Source organism: Onishia taeanensis, assembly GCF_900100755.1.
Lineage (GTDB): Bacteria > Pseudomonadota > Gammaproteobacteria > Pseudomonadales > Halomonadaceae > Onishia > Onishia taeanensis.
The window spans coordinates 183,058-206,258 of sequence record NZ_FNCI01000003.1 but is presented as its reverse complement, the minus strand read 5'-3'; the positions used below and the strand labels follow the sequence as shown (position 1 = coordinate 206,258).

The window sequence follows — 23,201 nt, the reverse complement described above, 5'->3', positions numbered from 1 at the left end:
CTCAGGCCTGCTCGTTAAGGCCTTCGAACCCTTCTGCGACCAGTTCCTCCAGCTTTCGTGCCAGACGCGAATCCTCCAGCACGGGGAATTCCTTGCAGAGCTTGCCGCTTACCCTGCCGTTCTGACGAATAGCACGGATGATGCGATCTATATGATCATTAGGCCCTTCCACCCAATCCTTGACCGCTGCACGCGTTCCGTACCAAGCCCGCTGCAAGGCGGCCTGATGATGCATCTCGTGTTCTAGGGTGTAGCGGATCACGCCGCCAAGATATTCGACCTGGTCCGTGAGGTCTGGATAGCGCCAACTCGGCGCTGCCTGCGTGTAGGCGGCAAAGGCGAAGTCGGACTCGATTCCATCGGCGTAGTGCTGACGCTCTTGCCGGAACTCGACACTCTCTTGGTACCTCGCCATGAAGGGGCGTGAGTATTGCTCAAGCACACGATCGTACTCAACGCGCCTGACCGCTGATGAAGTAATCGCGGCCGATACCGGCAGGATAAAGGGGGCAGGTACCAGACCATCACGGCGCAGGAGGTCGTTGACCAGGAAACGTGACACACGGCCGTTGCCGTCAGCCAGTGGATGGATAAAGACAAATCCGAAGCTCGCGACCGCGGCGCGTATCAGGGACTGGGACGAATCGGTGCTGGCGAGGAAACGACGCAGGCCCTCGAGCATCTCAGGCAGCCATTCCCAATGCGGACACACATAGTGGGTCACCGAGCCAAAGCCCACTGAGCGACTCCCGACGAACACCGGCGATTCTCGCAAGCCAGGACGAATCGTCGAGACCCCAAGGATGGCGCTTTGAAGCTCACTAAGAGCATGAGGATCCAAGGGATCGGGCAGCCGGCCGCAAAATTGTTCCATCGCCAGGGCAAAGCGCTGTATCCGATCCTGATGCCCGCTCTCATGCTCGATGGCAAAGCTGGCACGGCTCTCGTGGATCGTCAGCCAAACGGCGCTACGGCGGAGGATGTCGGCACCAAACTCCCCTTCCATGTCTTTTAGGCGCCCTGCGATATCATACGCCTGGGCCGATTCTACGTCCGGCGTTCGCCGCACCAAAGGGCAATAGTCCGGTGTTCCAGGCAGGTTGTCATTGATTCGCCAGCGTCGATTCCGACGGGGCGTCTCGGCAGTGACATAGTGGCGAGGATCGAGAGCGTCGCGATAGTTGCCGCCGGTAGCGGGGATATCGAGCGTATTCCCAGTCAACCATTCGTACAGAAAACCCGCACGTCTCGCATATTGGCCTGTCGGCTCTTGGCGAACCCAGGTGGCTAGATGGTCATCATCAATGTTTTGGAACAGACGCGCCAGAAGCTCCAGGTGGACGCCTTCATGCTTCAGGGCAAAGGTCAGATGCGCCGCGAGAGTATCCTCCGGGCGCATGGCTTCGAGATAAGTTTCCTGGCGTACGCCATTCGTTTCATACGTATGGCGTTTGCGTCCGATGTAGCTTTCCACGGCCAGTGGCTGGGTTGCCAATACACCATAGCGTGCTGAGAGCCAGCCATAACCGATTTTACTGTGCGTTGGCGTCGACAAAATGATTACCAGACCAAATAAACGATTAGAAAGCCACCTTATCCTAAAAAAACGATTATGGAAGCTTGAAGCCTAGCATTCTGCCGGTCTCGGCGACTTCCCGGTTCAGCGAAACGATTACCCGAGCATTATCAGTGACTGTCAGGCTTCTGCCTTGGCCACCTGGTAGATGCGCTCGAGCATCGCATGTAGCCCGTTGCTGCGGGTCGGCGACAGATGCTTGTCCAGCCCCAGTTCCTCAAGAAAGCTTGGCGGCGTGGCGGCAATCTCGGCAGGCGGACGATCATTGAAGATGCGCATCAGCACGGCGATCAGGCCAGAGACGATGGCCGCATCGGAGGTGGCATCGAAGTGCAGCCGCTCGCCATCTCGCTGTGAACGCATCCAGACATTGGACTGACAGCCCTGAATCTTGAGCTCATCGGTCTTCCACTCGTCGGGAAAGGCCGGCAGCTGCTTGCCCATGTCGATGATGTACTGATAGCGATCCATCCAGTTATCGAACATCTCGAACTCTTCGATCAGCTCGGCCTGGCTTTCCTGAGCGGTGTCGGACATGATCTCTCCCTATGATGAGTGGCCGCGGGACCGGGCTAGACAAAGCCTACGCCTGGTCCGCGAGTCTTGATGGCTAGTATAACGGCTCACCGCCCGGGGCGTCGTCCCCTCGCCGCTGCCTCTTGCGCTCCCATAAAGCCCCCTTTGCAAACATCCTTTCAGCCACCTTGGCTGTCATGCCGTTACCGGCGCACTGTCACCTTGCCCCTATTCAAGGTCAATCGAGCCCATGGCCACTCACTTGCTGCTGCCACTCCTCGGCTTCGGCGTGCAGGTAGCGGGCAGTGGTGTCGAGCCGTGAGTGACGCGCGCTTCTCGCCAGGTAACGCAGCTCCACGCCACCCTGGGCCTGATGCGTGATGGCGGTATGGCGAAGCCAGTGGGGGGTTGCCGCGCGCAGGGTCCGCGCCAGAACCGCATTGCCAAGGTCTGGCTGATCGCCCAATGGCGCGGCGTACTGCTCTGACGGCACGCCCAGGCGGCCCGAGTCGCGATCATCTCCGTTCTCAAGCCTAGCCGCCGCTGCTTCGAACGCCTTCTTGATCAGCCGATAGAGCTGGTTATCCCCCAGGCCGCGCTTTCCATCCAACCCGCGAAGTAGCGGCGAGTCGTCATCGGGCTCGGGCAACCTGGCTAGCCCCAGCTGCTCACGCCAGTCGCCGAGCAGGGCCATCATGTCCGGCGGCACCGGAATCGTCGCCAGCTTGCTACCCTTGCCAATCACCCGCCACCACCAGCGCCCTTCTCGACGCTGGAAATCACCCATCCTCGCCGCCGCCATCTCGCTGATGCGGGGAGCCAGCAGGTAGGCAAAGCCGAAGATCATCCGCCGTCGCTGCCATTCAAAACGCTGACGCGGGCTGGCTGTCCGAGCCAGCGGCTGGTTTAGCCACCCCCAGAACCATTCCCACAGGGGACGCTCCAGATAGCGCTCGATGCCCTCCTGGCGATTATCGAGACGCCGGCGCTTGCCCCGCATCAGGCGAAAAGGGTTATGGTCCACCCACCCCGCTTCAACCAGCCAGCTATAGAGCCCCTGAAGAATGACCAGGCTCTGGCGGCGACTGGCCGCCGACAGCGGGCGCCGAAAAGGCCGCCAGTCGTCGTCATGGCGTGGCCTGGGCGGCCCTATCCAGCGTGCGGCAGGCCTTGGATCGGCCAGGAAAGCCTCGAAGTCATCAAGCCCGTCACGTCGCAGCGATCCTAGCGTCTGGCCCTGGCTATCCAGCCATAGCAGCAGTCGTTCCGCCTCCTTGCGATAGGCGCGCAGGGTCTGGGCGCTATCACGATACTCCTCCAGCCAGGCGGCAACGGCTTCCACATCGCTGTTGGCGCTGATCCGTACGCCATCGGCAAGCACCGCCGCCCTGCCCTCCAGCGAAATGGGCACCTCGCTTTGCTGCGCCACCTCACTTACCTGCTCTGGCCACCGACTCTCTGTCACCTCGCGCTCCCTGTGCGATTTCTGCGCTGGTTGTGTACTGGGATCACCCGCTCGACTAGCCGCAGATAGCCGCCTATTTGACCCACTGCCGCCTCGGCAGGCCCTTCATGGCAGGCTCCGGCGCCTAGCTTGCCATTGTCGCCGTTACGCCTGCATATAATCAAGATAAGGCGCGTAATCATGAATTTATGCCCTTAGTGATAAATAATATTACATAAAACGTATTACGTAATATTCTTTATCCAAGCCCTCAATGCCGATAAGATGGCTAGAATGAGTAAGACCTAGGCCGGCCCTGTCGCACAGCGCGATGGACATACGGCGCGAGGCCGGACCGGCGATCAATCGATGCTTCAAGAATGGAGAAAGGCGTCATGGCGCGAAGCGGCGTGCAGTACGAGGATGTGCAGCGGGCGATTCATACCCTGCTGAGCCGCGGAGACGCGCCCAGCGTGCAGCGAATCCGCGAGGTGCTAGGAACGGGCAGCTTCACTACTCTCAGCGAGCATCTGCGGCAATGGCGGGTCGAGCGCGAAGAGAACCGCGACCAACCGCCCGCCCAGGAATTACCCGAGGCCTTGCAGACATTGACGCAAGAGCTGTGGCGCCAGGCTCAGGACACCGCCAGCGAGGGACTGGCGCTCTATCGTCAGGAAGCCGACCAGCGCATCAGCGAGGCGCAGGAGGCCGCCCGCGAAAGCGACCGCCGAGCAGAGGATGCCGGCCAGCGTGAGGCAGCGGTTGCCGATCATTTGGCCAACGCCCAGGCGCGGCTCGAGGAACAGAGCGCCACCCTGGCGAGCTGTCAGGCCCAGCGCGACAGCCTTGCCGAGCGTGAAGCGAAAGCCCTGCAGCAGGTTCAGCAGCTCGAGAAGGAACTCAAGCGACTCCAGGACCGCAATGAGGCGCTGGCCGCTCAACACCATGAGGCGTTAACGGCACGCGATACCGAACACCAGGCCCGACTCCATCAGGAAGAGCAACGCAACGAAGCCGCCGAAGCACGCTTGATGAGCCTGCTGGATGACGCCCGCCAGGAGCGCCATGCCGCCGACAAGCAGCATGGTGCTCGCCAGGCACAGCTGGAAGCGCGCAATGAAAATCTCGACAAGCAGCTTCAGGAGCTGCGCACCCAGCTAGCCGATTCTCAGCAACAGCAACGCGAGGCCCATTGGGAGCTCGAGCAGCGCAAGGAACAGGATCGGGACAGAAAGCGGCATCAGGACCGTCTCGAGCATCGCCTAGAAGAAAAGGACGCAGAAATCGCAGCGCTCAAGAAGCGCCTGCTGGAGACCGAGGCGCGACTGGCCAAGACGCCCCTGCCACCCTTCGTCTACTGACGACTCAAGGACAAGCGGTGGTTGATAGCCAGGTCGGCAGATAGTCCGGGAAAGACAGAAAGGCTGAAAGGTTAAAAGACAGGCAGAAAGCGGGTTGGGCAAAATCGCGCCCTAACGCACAACGGGCGCCCGAAGGCGCCCGTTGTTTGCTGAAGCTCGATCACTGGCGGCGTTCAACCACCGCCTTACCAGCCGCTTCGACCCATCAGCGGTAGTAGGCCTGGCTGGTATCGGTGTGATCGGTAATATCGCGGATACCGGCAAGCTCCGGAATACGCTCGAGCAGCGTCTTCTCGACACCATCCTTGAGCGTAAGATCCACGGCCGAGCAGCCCTGACAACCGCCGCCGAAGGCCAGCACCGCCACGCTGTCCTCGGTCAGCTGCATCAGCTTGATTTCACCACCGTGGGCGGCAAGACCCGGGTTGATTTCGCTGTAGAGTACGTAGTTGACGCGATCCTCGAGGGGACTGTCGGCGTTGACCTTGGGCATCTTGGCGTTGGGCGCCTTGATGGTCAGCTGACCGCCCATACGATCGGCGTTGAAGTCGACCAGCGCCTCGTCGAGAAAGGGCACACTGTTCTTATCGAGGAAGACAGTGATCTTGTCGAGCGCGAGCTTCTCGTCGGTAGGCTCTTCCTCGCCCGGACGACAGTAGGCCAGGCACGTCTCAGCGTAGGGCGTACCCGGCTGGGTGATGAAGATACGCACGGCGATGCCTTCGACGTTCTGCTTCTCGAGCAGCTCGGCGAGATAGTCTTGGGCGCTGTCGGTAATCTGGATGCTCTGACTCATGGGGAGATGGTCCTGATTCGAGAGGTCGAATTTGCTTATCATGTTAAGCAAAAGTGCGCGGCGAAACAATCCCGAGTGAAATACTCAGGCTTATAATAGCTGCCCCGCTTGGCGCTGCCGGGATCACCGCCTTTCTGGTAAGCTAGCGCGCAAAACCGAGCCTAGACGCTCGATACAGTAGAAGACGCGACTCACGCTGGAGACCGCCCCGAATCATGGCCGCTACCCCGACACCCGTCACTGACACCCTCGCCACACGCCTTGCCTCGCAGATTCTGATTCTCGATGGCGGCATGGGCACCATGCTGCAGAATGCCGGACTGGATGAAGCCGACTTCCGCGGCGAGCGGTTCATCGACTGGCCATCGGACCTGAAAGGCAACAATGACTTGCTGGCGCTGACCTGTCCGGATCTGGTGACCCGCATTCACCGCGACTATCTGGAAGCGGGCGCCGAGATCATCGAGTCCAACACCTTCAACAGTACGCGTCTGTCTCAGGCCGACTATGGCATGGAAACCCTGGTGCCTGAGCTCAACCGTGAGTCGGCACGCTTGGCCCGCGAGATCTGTGATGCAGTAGGCGCCGAGACTGGCATTCCCCGCTATGTGGCCGGCGTCCTCGGCCCGACCTCGCGCACGGCTTCGTTATCACCGGACGTCAACGACCCGGCCAAGCGCAACGTCACCTTCGATGAGCTGCGCGAGAATTACTACGAGGCTGCCGAGGCACTGATCGAGGGCGGCGCCGACCTGATCCTGATCGAGACCATCTTCGACACCCTGAACGCCAAGGCGGCGATCTATGCGCTCGAGGAGCTCTTCGAGGCACTCGGCAAGCGCCTGCCGGTGATGATCTCGGGCACCATTACCGATGCCTCAGGCCGCACGCTCTCTGGCCAGACCACTGAGGCCTTCTGGAACTCGGTGCGTCACGCCCACCCCTTCTCCATCGGCCTCAACTGCGCGCTGGGGGCAGAGGAGCTGCGCCCCTATCTAGAAGAGCTGTCGAAAAAGGCCGATACGCTGGTCTCGGCGCATCCCAACGCCGGCCTCCCCAATGAGTTCGGCGAGTACGATCAAACCCCCGAGGAAATGGCGGCTATCGTCGCCGAATTCGCGAGCAGTGGCTTAGTCAACATCATCGGCGGCTGCTGCGGTAGCACCCCCGAGCATATCAAGGCCATCGCCGAGGCCGTAAAGGACATGGCGCCACGCCAGGTGCCGGAGCGCCCTATCGCCTGTCGTCTGTCTGGCCTCGAGCCTTTCAACATCAGCGCCGACTCGCTGTTCGTCAATGTCGGCGAGCGGACCAACGTCACCGGCTCGGCGCGCTTCAAGCGGCTCATCAAGGAAGAGGATTACACCACCGCCCTCGAGGTCGCGCTGGAGCAGGTCGACAACGGCGCCCAGATCATCGACATCAACATGGACGAGGGCATGCTCGAGTCCGAGGAAGCCATGGTGCGCTTCCTCAACCTGATCGCCGGCGAACCCGATATCTCGCGGGTGCCGATCATGATCGACTCCTCGAAATGGGAGATCATCGAGGCCGGCCTCAAGTGCGTGCAGGGCAAGGCGGTGGTCAACTCCATCTCCATGAAGGAAGGCGAGGACGCCTTTCGCGAGCAGGCGACCCGCTGCATGCGCTACGGCGCTGCGGTAGTGGTCATGGCCTTCGACGAGCAGGGCCAGGCGGACACCTTCGCCCGCAAGACCGAGATCTGCGAACGTGCCTATCGCCTACTGGTCGACGAGATCGGCTTCCCGCCGGAAGACATCATCTTCGACCCCAACATCTTCGCTATCGCCACCGGCATCGAGGAGCACAACAACTACGGGGTGGACTTCATCCAGGCCACCCAGTGGATCCGCGAACACCTGCCCCATGCACTGGTCTCCGGGGGCGTATCCAACGTCTCCTTCTCGTTTCGCGGCAATAATCCGGTGCGCGAGGCCATTCACTCGGTCTTCCTCTACCACGCCATTCGCGCCGGTCTGAGCATGGGCATCGTCAATGCCGGTCAGTTGGCGGTCTACGACGATCTGCCGGAAGAGCTACGCGAAGCCGTCGAGGACGTGGTCAATAACCGCCGTGACGATTCCACCGAACGACTCCTCGACATTGCCGACAAGTTCAAGGGCGATGGCAGTGGTGCCGCCAAGAAAGAAGATCTCGAGTGGCGCAGCTGGGAAGTCGAGAAGCGCATCGAGCATGCGCTGGTCAAGGGCATCACCGCCTACATCGAGGAAGACACCGAACTGGCTCGCCAGCGCGCCACTCGCCCCATCGAGGTCATCGAAGGTCCGCTGATGGACGGCATGAACGTGGTCGGCGACCTGTTCGGCGCCGGCAAGATGTTTCTGCCTCAGGTGGTCAAGTCGGCCCGGGTAATGAAGCAGGCGGTCGCCTACCTGATCCCCTATATCGAAGCCGAGAAGAGCGGCGAGACCCAGGCCAAGGGCAAGATCGTGATGGCCACGGTCAAGGGTGACGTCCACGATATCGGCAAGAACATCGTCGGCGTGGTTTTGCAGTGCAACAACTATGAGGTCATCGACCTGGGCGTCATGGTGCCCGCCGAGAAGATCCTGCAGACCGCCCGCGACGAGAACGCCGACATCATTGGCCTGTCCGGACTGATCACGCCTTCGCTCGACGAAATGGTTCACGTAGCCAAGGAAATGCAGCGCCAGGGCTTCGATATTCCGTTGCTGATCGGCGGTGCTACCACCTCCAAGGCCCATACCGCGGTCAAGATCGAGCCCCAGTACGAGCACCCGGTGGTCTATGTCACCGATGCCTCCCGAGCGGTCGGCGTGGCATCAAAGCTGCTTTCCCCGGAGCTCAAGCCGGCCTACACCGCCGAGTTGCGCGCTGAGTACGAGACCGTGCGGGAACGCAACGCCAAGCGGCGCCCCAAGGCCGCTGATCTCAGCTACGAGCAGGCCCGCGAGCGCCGCTTCAAGACCGACTGGGCCGCGCAACCGCCTGCGGCGCCGAACTTCACCGGCCTCAAGGTCTTCGACGACTACGACCTCCAGGAACTGGTCGAGCGCATCGACTGGACGCCCTTCTTCATGAGCTGGCAGTTGGCGGGCAAGTACCCGAAGATCCTCAATGACAAGGTGGTCGGCGAGGCCGCTCGCAGCCTGTTCAAGGATGCCCAGGAGATGCTTATCAAGCTGCTCGACGAGGGCCATATTACCGCCCGCGGCGTCATCGGCATCTGGCCGGCCAATAGCGTCGAAGATGACGTGATCGAAGTCTACGCCGACGAGTCGCGTAGCGAGGTCATCGAGCGCCTGCACCATATTCGCCAGCAGACCACCAAGAATCGCGACGGTCTCTGCTACAGCCTGGCCGACTTCATCGCGCCCCGTTATGACGCGAACGGCGAGGAAAGCGGGATACCCGACTGGATCGGCGGCTTCGCGGTCACCACCGGGCATGGCGTTGACGAATTGAGCAAGCGCTATGAAGCGGCCGGCGACGACTACAACGCCATCATGGTGCAGGCCCTGACCGACCGTCTCGCCGAGGCCTTCGCCGAGCGCATGCATGAGCGGGTCCGCAAGGAATTCTGGGGCTATGTGCCCGACGAATCTCTCGATAACGAGTCGTTGATTGCCGAGAAATATCAAGGCATACGCCCGGCCCCGGGCTACCCGGCCTGCCCCGATCACACCGAGAAGACCACCCTATTCCGGCTGCTCGACGCCGAGAAGAACAGCGGCCTGGCGCTGACCGAAAACTTCGCCATGTGGCCGGCGGCCGCAGTCTCCGGCTGGTACTTCGCGCATCCGCAGTCGAAGTACTTCTCTACCGGCAAGATCACCCGCGATCAGGTCGAATCCCTGGCCAGCCGCAAGAACATGCCAGTTGGTGAAATGGAACGCTGGCTGTCGCCGGTACTCTCCTACGACCCGAGCTGACATTAGCGCTTCTGTTGCCCGATCCGATGGCACTGAGCTAGCCACGCTTCAGCCGCAATCGACGCGTCTGCGCTGCACGCCGGAGCCTGCCCTCAGGGCGGGCTCCATCACTTGACTGGAAGGCGGCATGCTGCCCGAATCCTCACGACGCAATACCATCCTCAAACTTGCCCTGCCAATCATTGCCGGCATGCTGTCGCAAAGTCTGCTCAACCTGATCGATGCCGCCCTGGTCGGCTCGCTTGGGGAAACGGTGCTGGCAGGCGTTGGCATCGGCGGCTATGCGATGTTCATGGTCACCGCCCTGGTGTTTGGGTTGTCCTCCGGCGTACAGGCACAGACCGCCAGACGCCACGGCGAGCAGGACTGGCATAACCGCACCGATGCCCTACATGCCGGCCTGGCCATCGCCCTGGTGATCGCCGTGCCGCTGACGGCGCTTTGCCTATGGCAGGCGCCGGCGTTGATTGGCCTGCTCAACCCGGACGCCGGGGTCCACGACCAGGCCGTCGAGTATTTCCGCTGGCGGGTGGTCTCGCTGGTACCGGTGGCGATGATCTTCTGTTTTAGAGGCTACTGGAATGGCGTTCAGCAGACCGGCATCTATCTGCGCATCATCCTGATCATGCATGTCGTGAATGTGCTGACCAGCATTGGGCTCATTTTTGGCTATGCGGGCCTGCCAAGGCTGGGTGCCGCTGGCGCCGGCGCGGGGACCACGCTATCCCTGCTGCTCGGGCTGATCCTGTGGGCGGTGTATACTTGGCGTCATCTAGGCCCGGCCAATGCCGGACTGATCAGAGGAAAGCTCCATATCGCCACCCTGCTGACGACGCTGCGACTGGCCGCCCCGCACTCCTTTCAGCAGTTATGGTTCGCCGGCGGCTACGCCGTATTGTTCTGGATCCTTGGCCAGTTGAATACCGCAAGTGTCGCGGTAGGCCATGTGCTGGTGAACCTGTCACTGCTGCTGATATTGCCGGGTGTCGGCCTCGGGGTAGCGGCGATGAGCCTGGTCGGACAGGCCATGGGGCAGCAATCGAACCAGGAAGCACATCGCTGGGGGTGGGACGTGGTGCGCATCGCCTGGATCTGCCTGGCCCTGATCGCGCTGCCGATGCTGGTATTCCCCGACGCCGTGCTGGGGCTCTTCCTGCATGACCCGGCCCTGGTGGCCCTCGGGCATCTGCCGCTCCAGTTGACCGCACTTATGATAGTGCTGGATGTCTGTGCCCTGGTGCTGGGCCAGGCCTTGCTCGGCGCGGGCGCCAATCGCACCGTGATGACGATGACCCTGGCGACCCAGTGGCTGATCTTCCTGCCTCTAGCCTGGTGGGTCGGTGTCGCGCTGGGGTATGGCCTGCTGGGCATCTGGTGGGTGCAGCTCGGCTATCGCTGCTTGAATTCGCTGGGCTTTGCCGTCATCTGGCAGCGGGGCCATTGGCAACGGCTGGCCATCTAGCGTCAGTCCGATCACACTCGAGCCACTGACCTAGAGATGGATCGGCCCTAATAACTCTTTAATTAAAATCTATGAACATTTATTCTTTCATAGAATATAAGGTTAGGAGTATTGTCGCCCACAAACGGCACTACTCCTTCATCACGCCCTGACCAGCAGGACACGACTGAATGTATCGGTACGACAACTACGACCAGACCCTCGTCGATGAGCGGGTCACCCAGTTCCGTGACCAGATGACCCGCTACCTTGATGGCCGCCTGGGCGAAGAAGAATTCCGCCCGCTGCGCCTGCAGAACGGCCTCTATATCCAGAAATACGCGCCGATGCTGCGTATCGCCATTCCCTACGGCATGCTGTCGAGCGATCAACTGCGCCGCCTGGCCTCCATTGCCAGGCGTTACGATCGGGGATACGGTCACTTCAGTACCCGTCAGAACCTGCAGCTCAACTGGCCGGCCATCGAGACAGTGCCGGACATTCTCGGCGAACTGGCCGAGGTACAGATGCATGCCATCCAAACCAGCGGCAACTGCATTCGTAACACCACCAGTGACCAGTTCGCTGGCATCGCCGCCGATGAGGTCGAGGATCCACGCCCCTGGTGCGAGCTAATTCGCCAGTGGTCGACGCTGCATCCCGAATTCGCCTTCCTGCCGCGCAAATTCAAGATCGCCGTTACCGGGGCCAGCTCGGACCGGGCCGCCATTCAGGTCCACGACATTGGCCTGCGCCTGTGGCGCGACGACGAGGGCGAGGTACGGGTTCGCGTGCTGGCGGGCGGCGGCCTAGGCCGTACGCCGATGATCGGCGACGTGGTGCGTGATGACCTGCCCTGGAAGCACCTGCTGACCTATCTCGAAGCCTGCGTGCGCGTGTATAACCAGTTCGGTCGCCGCGACAACAAGTTCAAGGCCCGCATCAAGATTCTTGTCAAGGCCCTGGGCATCGAGGAATTCCGTCGTCGCGTCGACGCCGAGTGGGAGCATCTCAAGGATGGCCCCCAGACCCTGACGCCTGCAGCCGTGGAAGCCGCCAAGACACACTTCCCGGAACCCGAGCGCCGTCCGGTCAGCGACGAGGCCATCGCTGCCTACGAGCAACAGCGTCAGGAAGACCGCGCCCTTGCCCGCTTCGTGACCAATAACGTGACCGACCACAAGGTCGCCGGCTACAAGGCCGTTACCCTGTCACTCAAGCGTCGCGAGCTGGCACCGGGCGACGTCACCTCGGACCAGATGGAGGCCGTGGCCGACCTCGCAGAGCGTTTCAGCTTCGGCGAGGTTCGCGTGACCCATGAGCAGAACCTGGTGCTCTCGGACGTCCCCGTCGATCAAATGGTAGCCCTCTGGCAAGCCCTGGACGAGCTGGGCATGGCCAACCCCACCGTGGGCACCCTCAACGACATCATTTGCTGCCCGGGCGGCGACTTCTGCGGCCTGGCCAATGCGGTGTCGATTCCCATCGCTCAGGCCCTGCAGGAGCGTTTCGAGGACCTGGATTTCCTCTATGACCTGGGTCCGCTGGATCTCAACATCTCCGGGTGCATGAATGCCTGCGGACACCACCATGTGGGCCACATCGGCATTCTGGGCGTCGACAAGAAAGGCGAGGAGTACTACCAGGTGTCACTGGGTGGCAACTCCACCGACGATGCCTCCCTGGGCAAGATCCTCGGCCCCTCGTTCTACCGCGAAGACGTCCCCGATGTGATCGACAAGGTACTCAAGGTCTACGTCGAGTCGCGCCACGCTGACGAGCGCTTCCTCGATACCTATCGCCGCATCGGGATCAAACCTTTCAAGGAGCGGGTCTATGCCTGATCAACAGCCGACAGTGGCCCGTACGCTACTCAAGAAGGGCCAACCGGAAACCGACACCTGGGCGCTTTCTCGTGACAGCGAAGCGCTGCCCGAGCAAAGGCCGGCCATCGTGCCGCTGGCGCTGTGGCTCGATGCCAAAGAAGACAGCGGCCTGGCACCTTGGCTGCCCAGCGACACAGCGCTCGACAGCGAACTCGCCAAGGAGCTTGCCTCTGCGCCGCGCATCGCCATCGACTTCCCGGCCTTCACCGACGGCCGAGGCTACACCCTCGCGCGCATGCTGCGTGAACGCTTCGGCTACCAGGGTGAGATCCGCGCCATTGGCGATGTGCTGGTCGACCAGCTCTATTACATGAGCCGCTGTGGCTTCGATGCCCTGGCACTGCGCGATGACCAGCTCCTCGAGGATGCTCAGCGTGCCCTGGGCGCTTTCAGCGTCAGCTACCAACCTGGCGTCGATACCAAGGAGGCCCTCTTCGAGCGTCGCCTGCGAGAAGGCAATCACTCCTGAGTCGCCTCTAATCGACGGCTGAACCATCAAGGGCCCGGCAATGCCGGGCCCTTGGCGTTTCTCACTGCGTTTCAGGGACACAATTTACGTGGCGCGCATCCTCAGCCGCGACGTTTTTGCTGACGCTCACGGTTATTGGCCCGGGCGCGTTCGGATTTCTTCAGCATGATCAGCGTGGCACCCAGTCCACCCTGCGACGCCGGGGCCGAAACATAGGCCTGCACTTCGTCGAACTGTGCCAACCACTTGGCCAGATAAGAGCGCAGTATGTTAGCGGGACTATCGTCCTCCCGCCCTCGCCCATGCACCACCATCAGTGAGCGCAGTCCGTTGGTATGAGCGTCTCGAATAAAGCCGAACAGCTCACGTCGGCACTCGGCAAGCGGCCGGCGTTGCAGGTGCAGATGGGCTTCGGGCGGATAGCCGCCATGACGCAGGCGATCGACCACACCCAATTGGATACCGTCACGGCGATACTCGAGGGGATCGTGAGAGCCGACCACCTCGACAAAATCATCCGACAGGAAGTTACCCTCATCACCGGCCTGCTGTGCCGCCAGGCGTCGCGCCTGCTGTGCCTCGTTAGGCCCCTTCGGCCTCTGGCTGACATCGGCTCGGTCCTTGCCCTTGGCAAGCGGGAGTACGTCTCCCATCTGACGGCGAAATTCGCGATCCATCATATTCATGGTGGTAGCCTCCCGGCGCGGCGATGTCCTGACTGGCGTTCAAGAAGCATGCCATGCCAGGATGAACTCGCGAACCCCTGATGACCTCAAAATCCACGATCAAGGCCATTTCCATGCGCGTCCTTAGATACGCCTTCGCTACTTCGCTCGGTACCATGCTGGTCGTCGCTACCTATCTATGGTGGGTGCTGCTGAGCCCCTTCGGCTATGAGCGCCCCGCCGACCTGGCCGCAATACCCAGTGGGGAATACCGGGTGTTCGTCTATGGCACCTTGACCTACGCTCCGGTTCGCTGGCTGGTCTACGGACGCACCGGCAGCCCAGAGGCGGCCAGCCTAGCCGGCTTTCGCAAACAAGAGCTGGATCTAGTAGAGGCCCCGGATCAGTCAGTCGATGGCATGGTGCTTCTTGTGGATGCCGAGGAGCTGGCCGATCTGGATCGTTATGAACGCCTGGGCTATCGCTATGAGCGAGTTCGCGTACAACTGGAAAGTGGGACTAACGTCTGGGTCTATCGCCGCCTCTGACATGAACTCTTTAGCTAGCAGCCGGTATGACGAGTTGTCGAGGCATATAGATAACGGTATAAATTTAGGGGCATAAACCAGCACTCTCTGCACGGTTGTGGGGGCCTTGGGGGCCGCCTACAATATCTGCCATTACTTGAGTACCAACCGCATAAGGACCCTGACGACGTGATCACCCTCTATCATAATCCGCGCTGCTCCAAGTCACGTCAGGCACTGGCACTGCTCGAGGAAGCCGATATCGAGCTGCGCGTGCATCGCTATCTGCAGGAGCCGCTGGATGCCGAACAGCTCGAAGCGCTGCTCGACCGCCTCGAGGGCAGCCTCAAGGATTTCGTCAGAACTAACGAAGCGGAGTGGAAGGCTCAGGATATCGATATCGACGACCGCCAGGCCGTCATTGCCGCCATTGTGGCCACCCCGAAGCTGATGCAGCGCCCGATTGCCGACCGCGGCGACCACGCCGTTATCGGTCGGCCGCCCGAAGCGGTGCTGTCGCTGATCGACGCTGCCTGACTCGCTCTTTCAATCATTGATTCTGGAGCCTTGATGAGCACCTCCATGCCTTATGTGCTGATTCTGTTCTACTCTCGCCAAGGCGCCACCCGTGCCATGGCCGAGGCCATGGCCGCCGGTGTCGAATCGGAATCTGGCATCGCCGCCAGGCTTCGTACCGTGCCGCCGGTTTCGGCTACCTGCGAGGCGGTGGATCCGGAGATTCCCGCGGAAGGTGCCGTCTATGCGAGCCTGGATGATCTGAGACACTGTGCCGGCCTGGCCATCGGTAGTCCGACTCGCTTCGGCAACATGGCGGCTCCGCTCAAGCATTTCCTGGATGGCAGCAGCGAACTGTGGATGAATGGCGCCTTGATCGACAAGCCGGCCAGCGCTTTTACCTCTACCGCCAGCCTGCACGGCGGCCAGGAAACCACGCTGATGACCATGCTGGTGCCGCTGCTGCATCACGGCATGGTGCTCTCAGGCCTGCCCTACAGCGAGACCGAGCTCTTTACCACCACCACTGGCGGCACCCCCTACGGAGCCAGCCATCTGGCCGGGCAGCGCAGCAATCGCTCTCTCGATGAGCACGAGCGGCATCTCTGCATGGCACAAGGCAAGCGCCTCGCCCGCCTGGCCCTGGCGCTTGCCCCCATGCGTGAGGGCAGCTGATGAGACAACAGATGGAACGCCTGGAAGAGCAACATGGCCTCGATACCATGGTCGAGAAAAGCCGCCGACTGGTCATCGCAAGCTTCGCCGCTCTGCTGGTCCTGCTCAGCTATGGCGGTCTGATCATGCATGACGTCCAAACCGATGGCTGGGGCCCCTGGCTGGTGAGGGTGGTACCGCTGCTACTGTTTCTGCCATCCATACTGGTCAAGCGGGCCCGCGGCCATGCTTGGCTGTGCTTCGTCAGCCTGCTCTATTTCATGCAGGGGGTGATGTTCGCCACCCTGCCCGGCCAAACCCTGTTTGGCATTCTGGTCGCGGCAGCATCGCTGGCACTCTTCGTCGGCAGCCTTGGCTATGCACGCTTTCGTAGCCGCCAACTGCGCCGTCAGTCATCTGATCACCCTGGGCGGCAATGATTCCGACATGCCCCTGTTCCAGCAGGTCGAATGACGATCAAGCGTTGTCGCGGCGTACACAAACAAGGGTTGAGCCTTCGCCTCGCAACGGCGAAGATAAAGAAAATGCAGAGGGAATGATTGCCATGACAAGGAATATTGCGGATATCCGACGCGACTACGAAGGCGGCAGTCTCAACGAAGCGGATACGCCTGCAACGCCCGAGCCGCTCTTCGATGAGTGGCTGACGCTTGCATTGGACAGCGAGGGCGTCGACGGTAACGCGATGTCGCTTGCCACTGTCGACAGTATGGGACGCCCACATGCGCGTATCGTCCTGCTCAAGGGCAATGACGAGCGTGGCTTGGTCTTCTATACCAACTACCAAAGTCACAAGGGCAGCGAACTCGCCACCGTTCCTCATGCGGCGCTGGTGTTCTGGTGGCCATCGCTCAGCCGACAGGTCCGCGTCGAGGGACGGGTCGAGCAGGTCGCCGAGTCTGAATCAGATCAGTACTTCTCCAGCCGGCCACGTGAGAGCCAGCTCGGTGCCTGGGTGGCCACGCAAAGCGTGGAAATCCCCGATCGCCAATGGATCGAGGAGCGCCAAGCGCGCTTCGAACAGGCCTATGATGGCCAGGACATTCACCGTCCCGCGCACTGGGGCGGTTACCGCCTGGTGCCGGAGATGGTCGAATTCTGGCAGGGCCAACCTAGCCGGCTTCATGATCGAATCCGCTACCAAATGCGCGACGGCGAATGGTACAAGGTGCGCCTCGCGCCCTGACATCCTAACCTCATAGTTCCTGTCGGCTCGATACTCGCAGAGAAAGCATCGACCCGAAACAACAGCGCCCGGCCATATTAGCCGGGCGCTGTGCTTTACGTACTGCTAATTCGCCAAACTTACTCGGCGTCGGGCAGCCACTGCTGAACCACATCCTGGTTCTCGGCGACCCACTCCTTGGCGTTCTCGTAGGGGTCACTGTCTTCTTCCTGGTTCATGAGCATGACTTCACCCATCTGCTCAGGCGTCCACTCGAAGTTGTCGAGAATGGCATAGGCCTCCGGCATATCTTCTTTCAGGCCCTTGCGAGCAATGGTATGAATCTGCTCGGCACCACCGTAGACGTTTTTCGGGTCTTCGAGGTACTTGAGGTCCCAACGAGCGAACATCCAGTGCGGCGTCCAGCTGGTGACGACGATCTCTTCCTTGTTCTGGATGGCGCTGGCCAGCGCTGCCGTCATGGTCGCGCCACTACCGCTGCGCAGATCGGTATCGAGGTCATACTCATCGATGGCTTCTTCGGTCAGGCTCATCAGGCCGGCACCCGGGTCGATACCAACGATTTGCCCATCGATATCGTCAGCGTTCTTGTCGATGTCGGTGATGGTATTCATTTCGCTGTAGGCCGGAACCACTAGCCCAAGCTTGGTGCCATCCAGGTTGGTACCCAGGTCTTCGACGTTGTCCTTCACTCGATCGAAATAGTCCGCGTGGGTCGTGGGCAGCCAGGCCGCAACGATCGCATCCGCATCCCCGTAGGACAGTGCCTGCCACATGGCAGCCGCAGAGAGCGATGACATCTCAACGTCATAGCCTTGATCTTCCAACACGGCGCGAACCACGTTGGTGGAAGCGACTTCGGAAGCCCATTCGACGTAAGCGAGGGTTACGGTGCCCTTCTCTTCAGCCTGCACCTGGCCAGCTGCGACGGCCGTACCAGCCGCCATCATCATGGCGCCAAGGCGCACACCGCGTGACAAAGTCTTGATATCGAACATCCTTCACCTCTCTAATGGCTTATTGGAGTTGAGCAGGACAGCAGGAGCAGCCGAGAGTCAAACAGATCAGGGCTGCGCCTGGAAGTCCGCATGATGCTGATGACGCCACATCATGCTGCCCATCACACCTCGATACCGGCAGATGGGATGGGTCACGCAATACGTCAGGACTTGCGCGTCTTACGGAAAGATTGGGTCAAGCGATCCAGCAGCATCGCCAGAATGACGACCGCAATGCCTGCCTCGAAGCCATCGCCCGGACGCAGGCGCTGAATGGCACGCCATACTTCGTTACCCAGGCCGTCGGCACCGATCATGGCCGCGATCACCACCATGGACAGCGCCAGCATGATGGTCTGGTTGATACCGGCCATCACGGTTGGCAGGGATAGCGGCAGCTGAACCTTGAAGAGCTTCTGCGTCGTCGTAGAGCCAAAGGCGTCGGCCGCTTCGATAAGGTCCGTGGGAACCTGACGAATACCCAGAGTCGTGAAGCGAATCGCCGGCGGCATGGAGAAAATGACCGTGGCAAAGATCGCCGACACCGACCCGATGCCGAAGAACGGAATCGCGGGAATCAGATACACGAACGCCGGCATGGTCTGCATGAAGTCCAGGATCGGCATGATCACGCGGTAGAGTCGCTCAGAAAGAGCGGCGGCAATACCGACGGGAATCGCGACCACTACCGCGACCAGGGTCGCAATGACCACCAGGGTCAGCGTCTCGATCATCGGATCCCAAAGGTCCAGGTTCCAGATCAGAGCAAGCCCCAATACCGCGCCGATGCCCAGACGGATGCCCGCCACACGCCAGCAAAGCAGCGCAATCATGGCCATCAGGCCCCACTCGGGTATCCACATCAGCAGGTCGTTGAGACCATTGATACCGGTCTGCGTCACTGCGGAAATACCGCGGGTCACACCGGAATAGTTGCTAGTCAGATAGTTCAGACCGGACTCAATCCAGTCGCCCAGTTCGATACGTGGAATCTCAGTCGCCATCTCAGTTGTCTCCTGCTTCTGCCAGTTCGGCCAGTACCGCGCCCTTGACCACCACGCCGAGAAGGCGACGCTCCTCATCAACCACCGCGATGGGGAAGCCCTTGTCACTGAACATGGCAAAGAGATTATGCAGCGGCTCGTCTGGGGAAACGCTCCGGAAGTCCTGGTGAATCAGGCTGTCGATGCTCTGCTGACCCTCCTTGACGGCCTTGTCAGCGCTATCGGCATCGATAAGACCGATGAGCTTACGATCACGACTGGTGACGTAAATGGAATCCAGGCCGTTCTCACTCATCTTGCGCAGGGCGGTGCGTGGACCGTCATCTTCTCGGGCCGTTGCACGTACCGGACGCATCGCATGGCGAGCGGTAAGGATGCGCGACATATCCACGCCCTCGATGAAGCGCTCGACATATTCATCGGCAGGCGACGTCAGAATTTCTTCAGGCGTACCGATCTGCACGATCTCACCATCCTTGAGCAGGATGATGCGATCACCGATGTTGAGGGCCTCATCGAGGTCGTGGGTAATGAAGACAGTGGTCTTCTTCATGCGATGCTGAAGCTCGAGCAACTCCTGCTGCATATCCTTGCGGATCAGCGGGTCGAGCGCGGAAAACGCCTCATCCATCAACAAAACGCTTGAATCATTGGCCAGTGCGCGCGCTAGGCCAACACGTTGCTGCATGCCGCCGGAGAGTTGGCTAGGCATGGCATCTTCCCAACCGTCCAAGCCTACCTGCTTCAGCGAGTTGCGCGCGGTTTCCGTGCGCTCAGCCTTGTCGACACCACGGATTTCAAGCCCGTATTCGGTGTTCTGCTGCACCGTGCGATGCGGAAACAAGGCGAAGTTCTGAAAAACCATGGAGAAGTGACGCCGACGACACTCCAGCAGCTCTTTGGTGCTGAGCGTCGGAATATTCTCCCCATCAATGATGATATCGCCTTCGGTGGTATCGATCAGACGATTGAGACAGCGAATAAGCGTCGACTTGCCCGAACCGGAAAGCCCCATGATCACCAGGAGCTCACCCTCGTAGACATCGAAATCGATGTTGGACAAGCCCAGTGTCTGGCCAGTCTGCTCCAGAATTTCCGGGCGTTTTTGCCCCTGGTCACGCAGCTCTAGGGCCTTCTTCGGCTGATTGCCAAAGACCTTACTGAGGCCGCGCACCTGTATCTTGACGGGTCGTTTTTCGCTCATCGGCTCTGCCTGTTGTTATGTCATGCCGGCAAGCCCTGGAAGGCCACGCTAGCGCCCCTTTCCGACTATGCACGGTACATGACTGTCGTGATTGAACTCGCTGGATCATACATACTTATGAATAACCCCTCAAATCAGAACAGCTGATGATCAATCAACGCTCATGTAGTGCTACCTCGCCCCGCTTGACTATCGAAAAGACTGGGTTGGGACCGTCTTCAACGGCATTCAGTCCGGTGACGAGGCCAGACGATGGCGCTGCCAGTCGGATTCGGGCTCATTCAGCCTGAGGAGCGCATCGACCACCTGCTCTTCCATATTGAAGCGCAGGCGAAAGCCCAGTTGTTTCATCAGCGACCGCATGGGCTGATTATCGATCATGATCTTGCCAAACATCTCGAGGGTACCCAGTCCCTGGCAATAGCGAATCATCTTGGTCATCAGCAATCGCCCTAATCCATGGCCATGCAGGTCATCGCGAATGATCACCGAAAACTCCGTGCGGATATTGTCCGGATCATTCCACACTCGCACCACTCCCAGCATTTCCGACTGCCCTTCTGCATCCAGCCGCACCGCAATGAACGCCATCTGACGGTCGTAATTGATATCGGCAAGGGTTGCCAAGTCTCGCTTGGTCAGGTCCGCCTTATGATGGAAATAGCGAAACCGGATGCTCTCCTCGGAAAGATGCCTGTGAAAACCGGTGATCAAGGGAGCGTCTTCAGCCCGGATCGGCCGCACCTCCACGTCCATGCCATCCAACTCGACCCGCTCTCGAAGTTCTTCAGGATAGGGCATGATGGCATGCCGGGCGGGTGTCCCTAGATCCAACGCAAAATCCACGGCAAGCAGGCCATCACGATTGAGCAGCAGCGGATTGATTTCGATGCCTCTCAGCCGCGGCAGGTCAGACGCCATCTGGGATAGCTTGACCAATAGCTCACAGATCATCTCGACATCTTGTTGCGGTTGACGGGAGTGCTCATCGATCAGCTTGGCGGCGTGGGTACGGCTCACCAGGTCGGCGGCCAGCGTCATATTCAGCGGCGGAAAAGCCACGTGACGATCGGCCAGCACATTGACCTTGTAACCGCCGACGCCAAAGACCACCAAGGGCCCGAATTCAGGATCTCGGGTGATGCCCGCGCACAGCTGAAGGGAGTGCTTACCGCGCTGCATCGGCTGCAGGCAGTATTCATGGATACGCGAGTCGGGAAACTTCTCGTGAACCTTTTGCTCGAGCCGCTGCATGCCGCTGCTGACCTGCTCGGGGCTCACCAGATCCTGAAGCAGGCCCGCCGAAAGCTTGTGCGGATGGCTCCGATAGCGATACGGCACGATATTGTTATCGTGCACGATTTTCAGCGCCAGGGTGTCCCCAGAGTCATGCTCGGCCTCAAGCAGCTCTTGGGCGACAACGCTACCCTCTTCAGGTGTCGCGATATAACGACTCTTCGGCGTCTCAATACCATAGGCAGCCAGCACCTGAGCCGTCTCTGCATGTGTCAGGCATTGGCGCTCTTGCTCGAGGGCCTGATCAATGAGTTCGTGACATTGCCGGCGAATGGCCGCGCTGGTCGCAAAGGGAAGTGAAGGCGGCGTTTCCTGAAGCAAGGCCTGCACGCGCCGGTAGTTGACCATGTGCATGAAGGCACCGACGGCCTTCTCCGGGGACATGTAGGTGGGAATACCGGCAAGATTGCTCTCGTGTCGCGCCGACAGCGCCTGTTCAAGCCCCATCCAACTGGTCAGCAGGTTGCGCTTGAAGCGGCGCCGGTTGGCGACGACCGCCTCTGCCGTGACCTTCGAAGGGGCCAGACGGGTGGGCGCATGCACCAGCAATACCGCATCCACGAAAGGATCAGCGGCCACGATCTCCAATGCCGCGACGATCTGATCCGGGGTGGCCCCCCCGCCAAGATCCACGGGGTTGCGACCCGGCAGCGTCATATCCACATCGTCTCTTGCCAGCGCCTCACGGGTGGTATCGCTGAAATCGGCCAGACGCCCGCCTTTGCTGATTAGACGGTCGATGGCCAGCATCGCCGGCCCCAACCCATTGGAAACGATCGCCAGCCGATCCCCCCGCAATGGCCGCATACGCGAAAGCGTCTCCAGGGCATCGAAGAGCTCGTCGGAATTATCCACGCGCACCACGCCTGACCGCGCCAGTGCCGCATCGAAGATCACATCACGATTGGCGATCCCGGGGGTTGGGGGCACCTTCGAAAGCGACGAAGCCGGCGTGCGCCCACTCTTGATCGCCAGCACCAGCCGATGCCGGGACGCCTCGCGCAGGGCCGTCATTAGGTGCTGTGCATCCTGGGTGCGTTCCAGATGCAGCAGGATGGACTGGGCTGCCGTATGTTGATTGATGTAGTCGAGCAGATCCGGCAACAGCACGTCGACACTATCGCCCAGGGTCACCAGGTGCGAGAGGCCTATGCCACGCCCAGCCGCCCAGTCGATGATGGCATTACCGAGCATTCCCGACTGGCCAAGATAAGCCACACGTCCGGCCTTGACCGGTTGGCCGGAATAAGAGGCATTGAGCCGCCGCCCCGGCACCAGGATGCCCATGCACTCCGGCCCCAGCACCCGGATGCCTGAAGGCCTGGCGGCACGCAGCATCTGTTCGCGAATCGAGCCACCATCGTGACTGCGGTCATCCAGAAAGGAGCCACCGGATAGCACCATCGCCGCGCGGACACCGGCGGTACCCAACTCGGCTATCAGGTCAGGCACCGTAGCCACCGGCGCGCAGATCACCGCCAACTCGGGCACCTCCGGCAGATCGGCAACATGTCGGAAACAAGAGACGCCGTGAACCGTCTCGTATCCCTTGGTATTGACTGACCATAGCTTGCCGGGAAAGCCACTCTCCTGGAGGTTCTGAATCACCAGGCCGCCCATCGAATAGGGTTTTTCCGAGGCGCCAATGATCACCAGACTCTGCGGCTCGAAGAAATGACGAAGAAATCGCGTACCCAAGACCTGCC

General features: G+C 60.6%; 19 protein-coding genes. 10 read left to right on the top strand and 9 right to left on the bottom strand.

What is annotated here, in order from left to right; all coding sequences use genetic code 11:
- Position 1: 1 nt before the first annotated feature.
- The 3 genes from BLR71_RS05560 to BLR71_RS05550 form a co-directional block, all read right to left on the bottom strand.
- Positions 2–1,555: a Fic family protein gene (locus BLR71_RS05560; protein WP_092523939.1), complete on the bottom strand. Its 1,554-nt coding sequence runs from the start codon at positions 1,553–1,555 to the stop codon at positions 2–4.
- Positions 1,556–1,696: 141 nt separating this feature from the next.
- Positions 1,697–2,113 carry a SufE family protein gene (locus BLR71_RS05555; protein WP_092523937.1) on the bottom strand — a complete coding sequence of 139 codons (417 nt, stop codon included), beginning with the start codon at positions 2,111–2,113 and terminating at the stop codon, positions 1,697–1,699.
- Between the two features lie 217 nt (positions 2,114–2,330).
- Complete coding sequence (locus BLR71_RS05550) at positions 2,331–3,491, bottom strand: tyrosine-type recombinase/integrase (protein WP_422730759.1); 1,161 nt, start codon at positions 3,489–3,491, stop codon at positions 2,331–2,333.
- A 440-nt stretch (positions 3,492–3,931) separates the two neighbouring features.
- Here BLR71_RS05550 and BLR71_RS05545 point away from each other — a divergent pair, with 440 nt between their 5' ends.
- Positions 3,932–4,897 carry a DNA-binding protein gene (locus BLR71_RS05545; RefSeq protein ID WP_175491619.1) on the top strand — a complete coding sequence of 322 codons (966 nt, stop codon included), beginning with the start codon at positions 3,932–3,934 and terminating at the stop codon, positions 4,895–4,897.
- 205 nt (positions 4,898–5,102) lie between these two features.
- On the opposite strand, the gene nfuA is transcribed toward BLR71_RS05545, so the two are convergent.
- Positions 5,103–5,693, bottom strand: a complete 591-nt coding sequence (gene nfuA, locus BLR71_RS05540) for a Fe-S biogenesis protein NfuA (protein WP_092523933.1) — start codon at positions 5,691–5,693, stop codon at positions 5,103–5,105.
- A 215-nt stretch (positions 5,694–5,908) separates the two neighbouring features.
- On the opposite strand from nfuA, the gene metH reads away from it, so the two are divergent.
- The 4 genes from metH (at position 5,909) to BLR71_RS05520 (ending at position 13,424) form a co-directional block, all read left to right on the top strand.
- Positions 5,909–9,628 carry a methionine synthase gene (gene metH / locus BLR71_RS05535; RefSeq protein ID WP_092523931.1) on the top strand — a complete coding sequence of 1,240 codons (3,720 nt, stop codon included), beginning with the start codon at positions 5,909–5,911 and terminating at the stop codon, positions 9,626–9,628.
- Between the two features lie 127 nt (positions 9,629–9,755).
- Positions 9,756–11,090 carry an MATE family efflux transporter gene (locus BLR71_RS05530; RefSeq protein WP_092523929.1) on the top strand — a complete coding sequence of 445 codons (1,335 nt, stop codon included), beginning with the start codon at positions 9,756–9,758 and terminating at the stop codon, positions 11,088–11,090.
- 170 nt (positions 11,091–11,260) lie between these two features.
- Positions 11,261–12,913: a nitrite/sulfite reductase gene (locus tag BLR71_RS05525; protein ID WP_092523927.1), complete on the top strand. Its 1,653-nt coding sequence runs from the start codon at positions 11,261–11,263 to the stop codon at positions 12,911–12,913.
- Entirely contained in the window at positions 12,906–13,424 is a 519-nt protein-coding gene (locus tag BLR71_RS05520) for a DUF934 domain-containing protein (protein WP_092523925.1), read from the top strand. The genes BLR71_RS05525 and BLR71_RS05520 overlap by 8 nt, the downstream gene beginning before the upstream one ends.
- Before the next feature lie 101 nt (positions 13,425–13,525).
- Here the strand turns inward: BLR71_RS05520 and smrA are convergent, their stop codons facing one another.
- Positions 13,526–14,110, bottom strand: a complete 585-nt coding sequence (gene smrA / locus BLR71_RS05515) for a DNA endonuclease SmrA (RefSeq protein WP_092523923.1) — start codon at positions 14,108–14,110, stop codon at positions 13,526–13,528.
- An 80-nt stretch (positions 14,111–14,190) separates the two neighbouring features.
- Between smrA and BLR71_RS05510 the strand changes: the two genes are divergently transcribed.
- The 5 genes from BLR71_RS05510 (at position 14,191) to pdxH (ending at position 16,993) form a co-directional block, all read left to right on the top strand.
- Positions 14,191–14,637 (top strand): gamma-glutamylcyclotransferase family protein, encoded by a 447-nt coding sequence (locus tag BLR71_RS05510; RefSeq protein ID WP_245696354.1) that lies wholly within the window; start codon positions 14,191–14,193, stop codon positions 14,635–14,637.
- A 168-nt stretch (positions 14,638–14,805) separates the two neighbouring features.
- Entirely contained in the window at positions 14,806–15,153 is a 348-nt protein-coding gene (arsC, locus tag BLR71_RS05505) for an arsenate reductase (glutaredoxin) (protein ID WP_092523921.1), read from the top strand.
- A 33-nt stretch (positions 15,154–15,186) separates the two neighbouring features.
- Positions 15,187–15,807, top strand: a complete 621-nt coding sequence (wrbA, locus tag BLR71_RS05500) for an NAD(P)H:quinone oxidoreductase (protein WP_092523918.1) — start codon at positions 15,187–15,189, stop codon at positions 15,805–15,807.
- Positions 15,807–16,226 carry a DUF2069 domain-containing protein gene (locus BLR71_RS05495; protein ID WP_092523916.1) on the top strand — a complete coding sequence of 140 codons (420 nt, stop codon included), beginning with the start codon at positions 15,807–15,809 and terminating at the stop codon, positions 16,224–16,226. Before wrbA ends, BLR71_RS05495 begins: the two co-directional genes overlap by 1 nt.
- 125 nt (positions 16,227–16,351) lie before the next feature.
- Positions 16,352–16,993: a pyridoxamine 5'-phosphate oxidase gene (pdxH, locus tag BLR71_RS05490; RefSeq protein ID WP_092524441.1), complete on the top strand. Its 642-nt coding sequence runs from the start codon at positions 16,352–16,354 to the stop codon at positions 16,991–16,993.
- Between the two features lie 119 nt (positions 16,994–17,112).
- On the opposite strand, the gene BLR71_RS05485 is transcribed toward pdxH, so the two are convergent.
- The 4 genes from BLR71_RS05485 to BLR71_RS05470 form a co-directional block, all read right to left on the bottom strand.
- Positions 17,113–17,991 (bottom strand): glycine betaine ABC transporter substrate-binding protein, encoded by an 879-nt coding sequence (locus tag BLR71_RS05485; protein ID WP_092523914.1) that lies wholly within the window; start codon positions 17,989–17,991, stop codon positions 17,113–17,115.
- Positions 17,992–18,155: 164 nt separating this feature from the next.
- A complete protein-coding gene (locus BLR71_RS05480; protein ID WP_092523912.1) occupies positions 18,156–18,995 on the bottom strand; it encodes an ABC transporter permease in 840 nt (279 codons plus the stop codon).
- Between the two features lies 1 nt (position 18,996).
- A complete protein-coding gene (locus BLR71_RS05475; RefSeq protein WP_092523910.1) occupies positions 18,997–20,199 on the bottom strand; it encodes a quaternary amine ABC transporter ATP-binding protein in 1,203 nt (400 codons plus the stop codon).
- A gap of 228 nt (positions 20,200–20,427) precedes the next feature.
- On the bottom strand, positions 20,428–23,193 hold the full coding sequence (locus tag BLR71_RS05470) for a bifunctional acetate--CoA ligase family protein/GNAT family N-acetyltransferase (protein ID WP_092523908.1): 2,766 nt from the start codon (positions 23,191–23,193) through the stop codon (positions 20,428–20,430).
- Between the last annotated feature and the right edge of the window lie 8 nt (positions 23,194–23,201).

What these genes read in the sequence shown, in the direction of transcription:
- BLR71_RS05555 (WP_092523937.1), bottom strand. Translation starts at nt 2,113, where the DNA reads ATGTCCGACACCGCTCAGGAAAGCCAGGCCGAGCTGATCGAAGAGTTC.
- BLR71_RS05545 (WP_175491619.1), top strand. Translation starts at nt 3,932, where the DNA reads ATGGCGCGAAGCGGCGTGCAGTACGAGGATGTGCAGCGGGCGATTCAT.
- nfuA (WP_092523933.1), bottom strand. Translation starts at nt 5,693, where the DNA reads ATGAGTCAGAGCATCCAGATTACCGACAGCGCCCAAGACTATCTCGCC.
- metH (WP_092523931.1), top strand. Translation starts at nt 5,909, where the DNA reads ATGGCCGCTACCCCGACACCCGTCACTGACACCCTCGCCACACGCCTT.
- BLR71_RS05530 (WP_092523929.1), top strand. Translation starts at nt 9,756, where the DNA reads ATGCTGCCCGAATCCTCACGACGCAATACCATCCTCAAACTTGCCCTG.
- BLR71_RS05525 (WP_092523927.1), top strand. Translation starts at nt 11,261, where the DNA reads ATGTATCGGTACGACAACTACGACCAGACCCTCGTCGATGAGCGGGTC.
- BLR71_RS05520 (WP_092523925.1), top strand. Translation starts at nt 12,906, where the DNA reads ATGCCTGATCAACAGCCGACAGTGGCCCGTACGCTACTCAAGAAGGGC.
- smrA (WP_092523923.1), bottom strand. Translation starts at nt 14,110, where the DNA reads ATGAATATGATGGATCGCGAATTTCGCCGTCAGATGGGAGACGTACTC.
- BLR71_RS05510 (WP_245696354.1), top strand. Translation starts at nt 14,191, where the DNA reads ATGACCTCAAAATCCACGATCAAGGCCATTTCCATGCGCGTCCTTAGA.
- wrbA (WP_092523918.1), top strand. Translation starts at nt 15,187, where the DNA reads ATGAGCACCTCCATGCCTTATGTGCTGATTCTGTTCTACTCTCGCCAA.
- BLR71_RS05495 (WP_092523916.1), top strand. Translation starts at nt 15,807, where the DNA reads ATGAGACAACAGATGGAACGCCTGGAAGAGCAACATGGCCTCGATACC.
- pdxH (WP_092524441.1), top strand. Translation starts at nt 16,352, where the DNA reads ATGACAAGGAATATTGCGGATATCCGACGCGACTACGAAGGCGGCAGT.
- BLR71_RS05485 (WP_092523914.1), bottom strand. Translation starts at nt 17,991, where the DNA reads ATGTTCGATATCAAGACTTTGTCACGCGGTGTGCGCCTTGGCGCCATG.
- BLR71_RS05480 (WP_092523912.1), bottom strand. Translation starts at nt 18,995, where the DNA reads ATGGCGACTGAGATTCCACGTATCGAACTGGGCGACTGGATTGAGTCC.
- BLR71_RS05475 (WP_092523910.1), bottom strand. Translation starts at nt 20,199, where the DNA reads ATGAGCGAAAAACGACCCGTCAAGATACAGGTGCGCGGCCTCAGTAAG.